This is a genomic window from Brevibacillus dissolubilis, from assembly GCF_006170445.1.
Taxonomy (GTDB): domain Bacteria; phylum Bacillota; class Bacilli; order Brevibacillales; family Brevibacillaceae; genus Brevibacillus_B; species Brevibacillus_B dissolubilis.
In genome coordinates this window covers 309,840-319,931 of record NZ_VCNA01000006.1, presented here as the reverse complement: position 1 = coordinate 319,931, position 10,092 = coordinate 309,840, and the positions used below count along the sequence as shown (strand labels likewise).

The 10,092-nt window shown below is 51.5% G+C and carries 8 protein-coding genes and 1 rRNA gene; 4 read left to right on the top strand and 5 right to left on the bottom strand.

Annotated elements, in window-relative coordinates; translation table 11 throughout:
- From FGI41_RS14100 to FGI41_RS14080, 5 genes are all read right to left on the bottom strand, one after another.
- Positions 1–205, bottom strand: a 16S ribosomal RNA gene (locus FGI41_RS14100); the annotation flags it as partial.
- A 400-nt stretch (positions 206–605) separates the two neighbouring features.
- Positions 606–1,214: a TetR/AcrR family transcriptional regulator gene (locus tag FGI41_RS14095; protein ID WP_139490982.1), complete on the bottom strand. Its 609-nt coding sequence runs from the start codon at positions 1,212–1,214 to the stop codon at positions 606–608.
- A gap of 5 nt (positions 1,215–1,219) precedes the next feature.
- A complete protein-coding gene (locus tag FGI41_RS14090) occupies positions 1,220–2,206 on the bottom strand; it encodes a GNAT family N-acetyltransferase (protein ID WP_176560275.1) in 987 nt (328 codons plus the stop codon).
- A 180-nt stretch (positions 2,207–2,386) separates the two neighbouring features.
- Entirely contained in the window at positions 2,387–3,565 is a 1,179-nt protein-coding gene (locus FGI41_RS14085) for a YyaL domain-containing protein (RefSeq protein WP_139490980.1), read from the bottom strand.
- An 85-nt stretch (positions 3,566–3,650) separates the two neighbouring features.
- Positions 3,651–4,226 (bottom strand): TlpA family protein disulfide reductase, encoded by a 576-nt coding sequence (locus FGI41_RS14080; protein WP_176560274.1) that lies wholly within the window; start codon positions 4,224–4,226, stop codon positions 3,651–3,653.
- Positions 4,227–4,449: 223 nt separating this feature from the next.
- On the opposite strand from FGI41_RS14080, the gene FGI41_RS14075 reads away from it, so the two are divergent.
- From FGI41_RS14075 to FGI41_RS14060, 4 genes are all read left to right on the top strand, one after another.
- Positions 4,450–5,556: a hypothetical protein gene (locus FGI41_RS14075; protein WP_139490976.1), complete on the top strand. Its 1,107-nt coding sequence runs from the start codon at positions 4,450–4,452 to the stop codon at positions 5,554–5,556.
- 40 nt (positions 5,557–5,596) lie between these two features.
- Positions 5,597–7,102, top strand: a complete 1,506-nt coding sequence (locus FGI41_RS14070; protein WP_139490974.1) for a copper amine oxidase N-terminal domain-containing protein — start codon at positions 5,597–5,599, stop codon at positions 7,100–7,102.
- 70 nt (positions 7,103–7,172) lie between these two features.
- Positions 7,173–8,111: an FTR1 family iron permease gene (locus FGI41_RS14065; RefSeq protein WP_139490972.1), complete on the top strand. Its 939-nt coding sequence runs from the start codon at positions 7,173–7,175 to the stop codon at positions 8,109–8,111.
- 137 nt (positions 8,112–8,248) lie between these two features.
- A complete protein-coding gene (locus FGI41_RS14060) occupies positions 8,249–10,021 on the top strand; it encodes a glycosyltransferase family 39 protein (protein WP_139490970.1) in 1,773 nt (590 codons plus the stop codon).
- The last annotated feature ends 71 nt before the right edge of the window (positions 10,022–10,092 follow it).

Sequence of the window (10,092 nt, the reverse complement as noted above, 5' to 3'; positions counted from 1 at the left end):
GCGCCACCTTTCCGCATTCTCTCATGCGAGAGAACGCCCTATCCGGTATTAGCATAAGTTTCCCTATGTTATCCCGGTCTTACGGGCAGGTTGCCTACGTGTTACTCACCCGTCCGCCGCTAGGGTCCGAAGACCCTCGCTCGACTTGCATGTATTAGGCACGCCGCCAGCGTTCGTCCTGAGCCAGGATCAAACTCTCCAATAAAGTTGAAGTTGATCTAGGTCAAAAACTTGTTGCTTGGCTGAATGTTCATTTGCTTTCGCTGTTCAGTTTTCAAAGAACATTTTCTCTCACGCACACCGAATCTATCCAATCAGTGGCGACAGGTATTTACTTTACCAGACCAGATTTCAAAAGTCAAGACACATTTCGTCACCATTCGACTTTTTATCTATTGATCCGACATGTTTCGTGTCATCTCTTGCAGACACAAGGAGAATCTTATCATGTAAAAAGACCTATGGCAATATGAATCTTTATCCAAAAAAGTTGAATACAAAAACAGCTTTTCCTGTAGGTGCACCTTTTATACACGCCTACTAAAGAAAAGCTACTTTTTGCAACAGGATCCACCGAACGCTCATTCGTCAGGATTCATCAAGAGTTACATACGCAGGTAACCAAGTACCATCCGTTCCGCTTCAAGCCAGACACGCTCGTGGATTGCTTCGTTCCCCATTTTGGCAAAATGCAGGCCGATCCCGTCACGTACCGCCCAGAAGAGGGAAGCTGCCACCTGCTCGTTAATATCTGGCCGGAACTCACCATTCTTCTGGCCCTCACGCAGAATCTCCTGAAAGAAGGAAAAAAATATCTCGGCCCGCTTTTCCATCAAAGCCTTCCATTCCGGGTAGCGGGACGAATAGAGCCAGAACTCCAGCTGCACCGCCTGCATACTGCGCAGCTCCGAATCGTGCTGCTGCTCCCGATAGCGGGCAAACAACAGAGAAAGCTTCTCTACAGCGGTCGGGCATGAGGCAAAAAGAGTACGAACCGTTTCAAAGGATTGCTCTGTTTTTTGATCCAAGAGGGAAATATAGATCTCTTCTTTACTTTTAAAGTAATGATAAACAGCGCCTTTGCTGACCTGGGCGTGGCGCATGATGTCATCGATGGTGGTCGCCTGGTAGCCTTTTTCGGCAAAGCAGTGGGTGGCGCTTTGCAGGATGGCTGCACGACGCTGTTCTTTGTAGTCGTCGGGTACTTTGGGCATGTCGGTTATGATTTCCTCTCCATCTGTTTGATCATATAGACTTGCTCGTTGGTGAGTGAAAATCCTTCCTCTCGCAATAATTCGGCCACCAATGTGTTGGACGCGGGATAGTTAAAGGTACCACGCCGTGTCTCCACCTCAAGCGGGCCATAGGCATGACGGAGCAGCAGCTGTGCAATCGTCCGGGCATCCTGCTGTTCCGCGGCTACCTCGCATTGCATCAGGTTAATCTGAATCAGCTTCCCTGCATCATCAAATGTACGGCGAAACAGCGCATAGCCGACAGCCTCACCTGCCGCATCCAGCACGATCACGGATTCCCCGTCACGCAGGACAGACGCCTGTGTCTGATACGGGGAGAGGTGACGGTAGAAACCGAGATTGCGCACATCATGACCTCCGCCCCGCTTAACCACGTAGCCAGACCTCCCTGAAGCTACCCCCGAATCCGCCAGACCAGCATCCAGACCAGCTACCGAGCCGATAGCACCGACAGAACCCAGATCACCCACAACACCCACTTGACCGCCAAACGCACCCTCCTCTAACACCCCTTCTTTTGTATAGAAAACAAGCCGATCCACGATCTCATACCCAACACTCTGATACAGCCTGATCGCCGGTTCGTTCTGATGCAATGCCTCCAAAATCGCCAGCTCTACCCCTTCCTCTTCATACAGGGCAAGCGTCGCCTCCATCAGTGCCTTACCGACGCCTTTGCCGCGAAACTTCGGTGCGATTCCCGTGCCACCGTTCCAGGCTGCCTTTTGCCCGTTAAAAGTCCGGAAGCCATTGACCACCATGCCCGCCGCTTCCCCGTCTACGTAAGCGACAAGCGATTTGGACGGTACCAGCCCTTCCAGCCCGAGCTTGGTCAGGAAACTCTCCACCGTCATTGATATCGGAACCAAATAACCTGAAAACCCTTCATTCCACACCCGCACGGCTTCCTCCAGCGGCAGTGTGCTTAAACGACGATAGGTAATCTCCATACGAAAAACCCCTTTCCTCTCCCTCATCTATAAAAACCGACTGTTTGGTTTGTAAAAAATATACCTAATATTCCCACCAAAGTAAAGAGGTCTCCCCCTCGTTTCGGATGGAACTGGAAAACACGAAACAAGAAAAGAAGACCTTATTTTTTCTCATCTGATGGGCATTCATGATCGATATCAGCCACGTAACTGATCCCGTTTTGCCTCTTCACACAGGTACAACAGACACATGCCTGCGATATTGACGTAGGTATTCCGGCTTTTCACATCATCGGCCACACCGCCTGAGGGGGTGAGCATGGTGGTGAGGAACTTCTGTGCCGGGTCGACCTGGGCGAATCGGATCGTCCGCTTGCTCTCTCCTAATAGAAAGGACAGGGTCGACAAGGCATAGGTCCCGTCCTCCTCCGTAAAGGAACCATCCTCGTCCACCTGGATCGCCAGCATCGTCTGGGCCCGTGTGAACATTGACGGGTCATCAAACAGATAGGCAGACCAGCCTGTGGCAAAATGGCGGGCATAGCTTGGCTGCATTTTGGTGCGGTCATGACGGTCGAGCATCACGGCATAGGTGCCTGCCTGCTCATCTATGAATTTGGTGAACTGAGTTTTGAGTCTGAATGCATGCTGTCGGGCCGCTTGATCTTGAAAAAGCTTGGCGTATGCGATCAGTCCGAGATAGGTCTCGGCGTTGTCGGTGGCGTATTTGACCCGATAGCGCCGATATCCGGATAGATCGTTCGGGTCCGCATGAGGCTTCGCCAAAAGCTGATAGGAGCTCCAGTACAGTCCGTCTGACGGGTCGAGATTGTGGGCGGTCAGGAACTGGTAGGCTCGTCTGGCAGAGTCGCGCAAGCCTCTTTTGAGAGACTCGTCCTTGCTTCGTTCATCTAATAGAGCGGTTGCATGGATAAACAATGCCATCGTCGTATCCACTCCGCGTATGGCCTTAAAATGTCGGTAGCTTTTTGGTAAGGTGGCGACATAGCGGTCTCCTTCCCGTTTGTACGACAGATACCAGTCACCATCTGGGTTCTGTACACTCATCAGCCAGCGCATGGCACGTTCGGACCTGTGCAGATACTCTTTTTCGTGGGTGAGATCATAAGCGGCGATCAGCCCCATCACGGCATACAGCATGTTGGAATCTGTATTGATGTAGCCGGATTCATTCATCGCCCCATGCTCGTCCTGAGTTGAATAGATAAACGCAGCGGTACGCCTGATCTGTTCTATTCGCCAGGTGGGATCGGTGAAATCAGGAGCTTTTTCTAAGCCCCAGGCTGTGCCGGTTGTTGCTGTCATACCCAAGACTACGATCATAAGGAAGATGCGTCGATACCATAACCCATACACGGGCCTCACCTCCGTCCCCTTATCATCTCCTGAAGGCGGCTTTTCCACGCATCACCAGTCTCAATCAGCAAAAAAAGCTTCCGGACTAGGCTTCCGAAAGCTTTTGTTTCCATTCTTTATCATCTAATGATTCATGCCAGCGGTCCTTGATCTTGCCATCAGCGCCAACCAGCAGAAAAGTCGGATACACCTTGATGCTGTAATCATGGCTGGCATCTCCTGTGCGGTCAAACAGCACGGATTGCTTCACCCCAAGCTTGGCCATCATCGAACGTGCCTCTTCTTCCTGATCACTGTTGGTCGAATTGACGAACAGCACCCGTACACCATCCCCCCGCTCCCCCATCAGCCGGGTCAGCTTCTCGATCTGTTCCTTGGACTGATCACTCCATGAGGTCCAGAACATGATCAGCGTCGGTTGCGGATCTTCCACCGGATCAAGCGATACCAGATCCCCTTTGCGGTTGGGCAACTCCAGATCAGGTGCATAGTAGCCGATGTGCGGGAAGTCGTACCGGGTTTTCTGGTGGTTATATTTTTCGAGATGTTCTACGATGCCCTCCGGTTCGGCACTGGCCAGATCATCGATCATACTGCCGACAGAAGCAAAAAACAACGAGGTACAGATGACAATCAGGGCCATCCACAACCCTTGTTTCATGGTCATCGCTCCTTAGCGAATATTTGACAACTTTATTAACTAATGACAAACAGCGTAACACAAACAAATAAAATGGCGATAAAGAAAAGATAAAAACAAGTTGAGAATCCCAAACGAGAATGAAAATCCTTCTTGACGCGAAATTCATTTCCAAGTTAATATATTCATGTGATAATGATTCTCATTCTGATTCTCACTACAAAACAAAAAAGGTGGGTTTGCTTTGTTTATCCGATTCCTTCTCGTGATCTGTTTGATGTTGGCGCTCCCGGCCCAGGCATCGGCATACTCCTACGGCGATCCCAACAAAGAAGAGATCGCGGAAGCGTACAAAGATATTGCTGCTGCCCTCTCCAAGAGTCCTGAAGACTGGAATGGCGCTTATCAAGCCTTCAGTGGCAAGAAAGCAGAGATCAAGCTGGAGTTTGGCGACTCTGTAGCACAGACTCTGGAGAACAATTTTACTCAAAAGCAGAAAGATCTGGTTCTCAACAACTACAAAGCGGTACTGGTATTAAATATCGACCGCCGTCTCGATAATGCTGAGAAGCAGTTCTCTGATTATTCGAAAGCGAAGCTCTTGCTTGCCAAAGCACGCGGAACCTTCAATGTACTGGAATCCAGCGTCTCCGCTGCGACCGGGAAAAAGGTGTACGACGGCTTTGACCAGGCGCTCAAGGCACTGGGGAATCCTGGACTGTTCGGTGTAGGGACAGAGCCTGCTGACAAAGATGCCTTCCTCAAACAGACCGCGCAAATCCGTGCATCTGTAAAGCCGTTGTTCGTAATGAAAAAGGCCTCGGCCCAAGCTCAAGCTCCAGCCAAAACACCTGTGGCTCCAGCACCAAAGCCTGCCGCGACAACTCCTGCCAAGCCTGCGACAACCCAGACTGCGCCAGCAACCAAGCCTGCGGCGGCACCTGCACAACCACAGGCGACAACCGCACAGCCTGCCGCGACAGCGCAAACAGCCCAGACACCGGCAACGACGACAACACCTGCTGCTGACGCAAAAGTCTCCCCTGCTACTGCACAACCAGCGCAAGGGACGACCACCGCAACAGGCACCACGCCTGCGGCAACACCAGCAGCACCTGCAATCACGACTGATTCTAAACAGACGTCAGCTACCACCGCGTCTGAGAATACACAAGCAACAAGCGCTTCTGCTGAAGTACAGACAGCTGCTGCCCATGCATCAGCCTCTGATTCAGCTGCCGACTCTGCCTCCTCCAAAGTAAATCCGCTCGTCACCGTCAGTGTAATCGGTGGTCTGTTGATCCTCATCGGCGGTGCTTTCTGGCTCGGTAAACGCAAAGGTCTGATCTAATCTCATTTTTCTTACCTACAACCTAAGGAGTGACTCATCCATGAAAAAATTAATCGCTGCTTCGATCGCAACTACTCTTCTGCTCAGCCCGGTAGCTGCTTACGCTTCCCAAACAACTGCACCCGTACCTGTAACAGATTTCCGAGTAGCCGCTGACACAGCCGTACAAAAAGCAGACATCCAAGCCTTCACCGAAATCAAGGCTCAGTTCGATGCCGCAACCGTAGATATCGCAAAAGTAAAAGCAGACTACGTGGCTAAATTCCAAACCAAAGTAAAAGCCCTCATCCCTGATACAGACGCGCTCATCATCGCGGTTCTCGATGGTGCAGCTAAAGGTGATTACTCCAACGGGCAAGCGAAGCAAGCGGTAGACAAAGGTCTGCAAGGCTACTTCTACGCAGAAATCTCCAACCTGACCAAGGTTGTTGCCAAAGAAGCTCTCACCGCAGGTAAAAAAGAAGAAGCCGCTTTTGCTGTAGACAAAGCAGTTGAACTCTACAACGGATCCCTCAAAGGTACTGCAACCAAGCGTGACGCAGGTCTTGGCACCAACATCGTAGAGCAGATGGATACCATCATCATCCCTGCCCTGTTCAAAGCAGCTGAGAACGGCAACGTGACTGATTACAACGTAGCCCGCCAAATGTTCGATAAATCCCTCATCAAAGTCTTCACTCTCGCCACGATCACTTACGCTGAAAAGGTACCGAAACTCGTTGCTGAGAACAAGCTCGAGGATGCAAAAGTAGGTCTGACCGAAGGCTACTTCTTCTTCCTCCCGATCTTCAACTCTTTCTCCGGCGGACATAAGGCTTCTGCTGAACTGATCAAAGCATCTTTTGGCTCCGGTGACCCAGCGAAGCTTGATACCGCTCAATTGAAGGATGCATTTACCCAAATCCTGATCGGGAAAACAACCAACTATGCAAACAAAGTAATCGCTGCTGACCTCAGCAAAGAAGATGCACTCGCGACTGCAAAAGAAGCGGCAATGGAAGGCAACATGTTCATCAGCGTAGCGGAAACCCTCCTCACCGAAAAACTCGGCAAAGACGGCTACAAAAAGCTGACCGAAAGCGGACAACTCTACTTCAACGCGGTTGCAAAAGCAGATAAAGCAGAAGCAACCAAACATCTCTACCCTGTACTTACCACGCTCAGCACCGTGAACGGCATCAACTTTGAAGTAGGCGCAAGCAAACTCGTCGTAAACGGCAAAGACGTGAAAATCGATGCTCCATCCATGATCAAAAACGGCCGCACTCTCGTTCCAGCGCGTGCTCTCGCAGAAGCGCTCGGCGGTAAAATCGAAGCAGTAAAAGCGGATGGCAAAACAAAAGTAGTCATCGAGAAGGACGGTTCCAAAGTGGAATTCTTCATCGGCGGCACTGAAATCACACAAGACGGCAAAAAGCTCGAAACCGTTCTGGACCAACCAGCTCTGATCGAAAAAGGCCGCACCTTCATCCCTGTACGTGCCGTATCCACTGTGTTTGGCAAAAAAGTATTCTTCTCTGGCAAAACCATTATCGTATTGAACTAAGACATCTTAACGGGTACAACCTCTCTTTTCACAGAGAGGTTTTCCTCATGTAAAATGGGAGGGATTGTGCGTGGATTTCCAGGCGTTTTTGATCACCTTGCGTGAAGCGTTTGAAGCCCTGTTGATTATCGGTATTATCATTACGTATTTGAATCGTGTGGGCGCTTCGCAATGGAATAAGTGGGTGTGGGTCGGTTCCGGGCTCGCGATTGTTGCCAGCTTTCTCGTGGCGCTTCTGTTCCAAGTCGTGTTGAGCGGGTTTGCCGCGATGGCAAGCCAAAACTATATGCGGATCGGTATTCTGTTCGTCTCCGCCGGGTTATTGACCCATATGGCTGCGTGGATGTCTAGCCAGCAAAAAGATATCCGTGGCGAGATGCAGGATAAGCTGAACAAAATCCTCACCGCAGGAAGTGTGGCCAACCTGATCATCCACTCCTTCCTCGTGACGCTTCGCGAGGGTGTGGAGACCGTCTTTTTCTTCGCGGCAATCAGTGGTGGTGACATCCAGGCCGCCCTCACCAGCTGGGGTGCCATCGCAGGTCTTGTCCTCTCCTGCGTACTGGCTTACTTCTTCTTCAAGAGCAGCGGCAAGTTCAAGCTGAAAACGTTCTTTACCATCACCAAGGTGTTGATTCTGATCATCGCGGCAGGTCTGTTCTCCCAGGGCATGGGTCTGTTGCAAGACATGGATATGATGGGCAGTGTCTATACGACATCTGGCGGAGAGATCGGTGAGCTGTATAATATCGCGGCGATCATGCCAGAACACCCTGTTGATGAGGAGCATTACATCCGTGATACAGGCAATCATCCTCTGATCAATGGTGATGTGGGCATCTTCTTCAAAGCGATGCTTGGCTACACGCATAATCCGTCTGTCGAAGAATTCATCAGCTACTGGCTCTACTATGTGGCGATCTACTTCTTCATCCGTATCCAGGAGAAAGCGATTGAACGCAAAAAAGCAAACGCTGCTGCGGTATCCGCAAAGACCACAACGGCATAAGCGCATGACCCGTTGAGAAACTAGAAAGGAACCTCGTTGGATGGGGTTCCTTTTCTGTATGTCGGATCGTTGGATTTGGACTGTGAAGTGTGGATGGCCAGTTAAAGTCATGCAAAAAGAAAGGAGGTTCGAAGGCTATGAGTGATGGTGATGAGAACAAGCATCGGGGAAAGCAAGCTGGACGCTTACATCGCGGTCTTTCGGTATTGGCTCTGGCATTCTTGGTATTGCTTCACCTCGCTGTCTCCCTCTCCTATTCCGGGGGTTATGCGGAGAGCTGGGATGCGGTTGACTTTGTGTTGGCACTGGATCGTTATGATATTTTTGAGATGCAGCCGCATTTTCCGGGGTATCCGTTGTTTATTTTGCTTGGGCACTTGTTTTTGTCGCTGACAGGTGAGCCGGTACGGGCATTGACATGGGTGTCTGCGGTGTGCGGGAGTCTGTCCCTCGTCCCCTTTTACCTGCTGGCGCGGCGGATGCTCGGGAGCGGGATTCGGGTCTGGCTGGCGGTGATGCTGTTCGCGGTGAGTCCATTGCTTACGCTGACGTCTGTCCAGCCGATGTCGGAGGCGATGGGGCTGTTCCTCGTACTGACGATGACAGCGTGGCTGGCGCGTGCGGTGGATGCGGATGAGAAAAAGATGCTTGGGATTGGCATCGTGGGGGCGCTGCTCTTTGCCATGGTGCTGGGGGTGCGGACATCTTACTTTCCCGTCGGGGTGCTGCTGTTGTTCCCGTTGCTTACGTTTTACGCGGTACGCCGTCAGTTAGCAGGGCTGGTGTTGCAGACGTTTATCGTAGGGGCGGTGTTTCTCTGCGGATTGTTGGCTTGGCTGTTGCCGACAGCAAGTACGGAGGGGGGTCTGCTCCCGTATTGGCAGCTGGGGCAGGCTTTTACGGTGGGGCACTTCACCGAGTGGGGCGGTACGTCTCTGTCGTCTGAGCAGGGCATGTGGGATCGCATGTGGGCGTGGAGCTTTGAGCGGATGCTTTTGAACGGGCTGTTGGGGGTGGACTTGAATGGCCCGGCTGCTCCCCTCTCCACTCTGATGCTGTGGTTCATCGGTGGTCTCATGGTAGAGGCTGTCTGGCTGGGTGGACGCGGGGTGCTCGGTGCATGGCGGCGTTCCCACAAACGGGGCGCGGGGCGATTGATCGATTGGTTTCAAAAGAATCCCCGCATCTGGTTTGGACTATTGGCGGTTGTTCCTTATGCCCTTTGGATGTTTTTTGGGCAAAATAGCGAGAAAGCACGGCATATCCTTCCGCTGTTGCCGTGGGTCTTCTTGTTGATGGCTTATGGCTGGGGAGAGTTGTATCGGAAGGTTCGGCTTGCATTTGCACAGCGCGGGCTCGCTCGCACCAGTTCTGCTTTTCGCACGGTGCAGGTGCTGTCGGCATCCATTGGGCTTGTCATATTCGCGTCGCTTGCTGATCGCCAGCTGAGTGTGCTTCTTGCACACATGGCTCCCCCGCCTGCTTTGCAGATGATTCAGTATACACAGAAGCATTATCCGGCGGGTGGAGCCTACATCTACACATGGGAAGAACAGCGTTTGTTTGACTATTATGCACCTGATTATGTCTCAGAGCGGGTGCGGAGCTACTCTTATTTTGTCAAATCGATTTTGTTGCAGTCTGCAACTACTTCACAGTTTCTCATGACCAATGCGGTGCTCGATGGCTTCGGGCCGGATCATCCGCTGCGTCAGCAGGTACGAGAGGTGGCGCGGTTTGCCCAAGATCCGTTCGTGTATCCGACCTATCATACGGTGATTCTCTATGAATTGCCGCGTGAAGCGGTAGAGCGTCTGCAACGGGATGCGGAGGCGCTCACTCCCACCTTAGATTCTGCTCCTGATGCGTCTGGTTCGTTTGCCACCTCATCTGTCACTACTGTGCCGTAGCCAGCTGAAACATTTTGCCTTTTATCTTCGTCCATCCTATACAGATATGAATAGACATTACGTGAGAAAAA

What these genes read in the sequence shown, in the direction of transcription:
- FGI41_RS14070 (WP_139490974.1), top strand. Translation starts at nt 5,597, where the DNA reads ATGAAAAAATTAATCGCTGCTTCGATCGCAACTACTCTTCTGCTCAGC.
- FGI41_RS14060 (WP_139490970.1), top strand. Translation starts at nt 8,249, where the DNA reads ATGAGTGATGGTGATGAGAACAAGCATCGGGGAAAGCAAGCTGGACGC.
- FGI41_RS14090 (WP_176560275.1), bottom strand. Translation starts at nt 2,206, where the DNA reads ATGGAGATTACCTATCGTCGTTTAAGCACACTGCCGCTGGAGGAAGCC.
- FGI41_RS14095 (WP_139490982.1), bottom strand. Translation starts at nt 1,214, where the DNA reads ATGCCCAAAGTACCCGACGACTACAAAGAACAGCGTCGTGCAGCCATC.
- FGI41_RS14080 (WP_176560274.1), bottom strand. Translation starts at nt 4,226, where the DNA reads ATGAAACAAGGGTTGTGGATGGCCCTGATTGTCATCTGTACCTCGTTG.